We start from the raw sequence: 381 nt of genomic DNA on the forward strand, positions 1-381 counted from the left end.
GTACCGGCTGCCCGATACCCCGATCCGGAGCGCCCCATGATGCAATGGAACGCGCTGCGCTGGCGCCTTGAGGTGCTGGCGGTGCGCCACGGTTTGTGGATGCTGCCCGGCGCGGCCTTGCTGCTGTGCGCATTGCTGGCCTGGCTCTGGTGGCTGCCATCGCAGGAAGCGGCCTTGCGCGACACACTGGCCATGCGGGTGAACGAACAGGCAACCGCCAGCGTGCCGGTCGCCGCGCCGCACAGCGCACTGCCGCCGGCGGCGCGCGCCGATGCGGCCCTGCAGCGCCTGTTCGCGCTCGCGGCGGAACACGGACTGACGATCGCGCAGGCCGATTACCGGCGCCAGGAAACGGGCCACGTCGGCCGCTGGCAAGTGCAG

Annotated in this window: 1 pseudogene; it reads left to right on the top strand. The window is 71.7% G+C overall.

Annotation, left to right across the window (positions count from 1 at the left end):
* Window positions 1–36: 36 nt before the first annotated feature.
* A pseudogene (locus F2P45_RS34665) lies at window positions 37–381 on the top strand (hypothetical protein); the annotation flags it as partial.

This window comes from Massilia mucilaginosa (assembly GCF_011682145.1).
Lineage (GTDB): Bacteria > Pseudomonadota > Gammaproteobacteria > Burkholderiales > Burkholderiaceae_D > Telluria_A > Telluria_A mucilaginosa.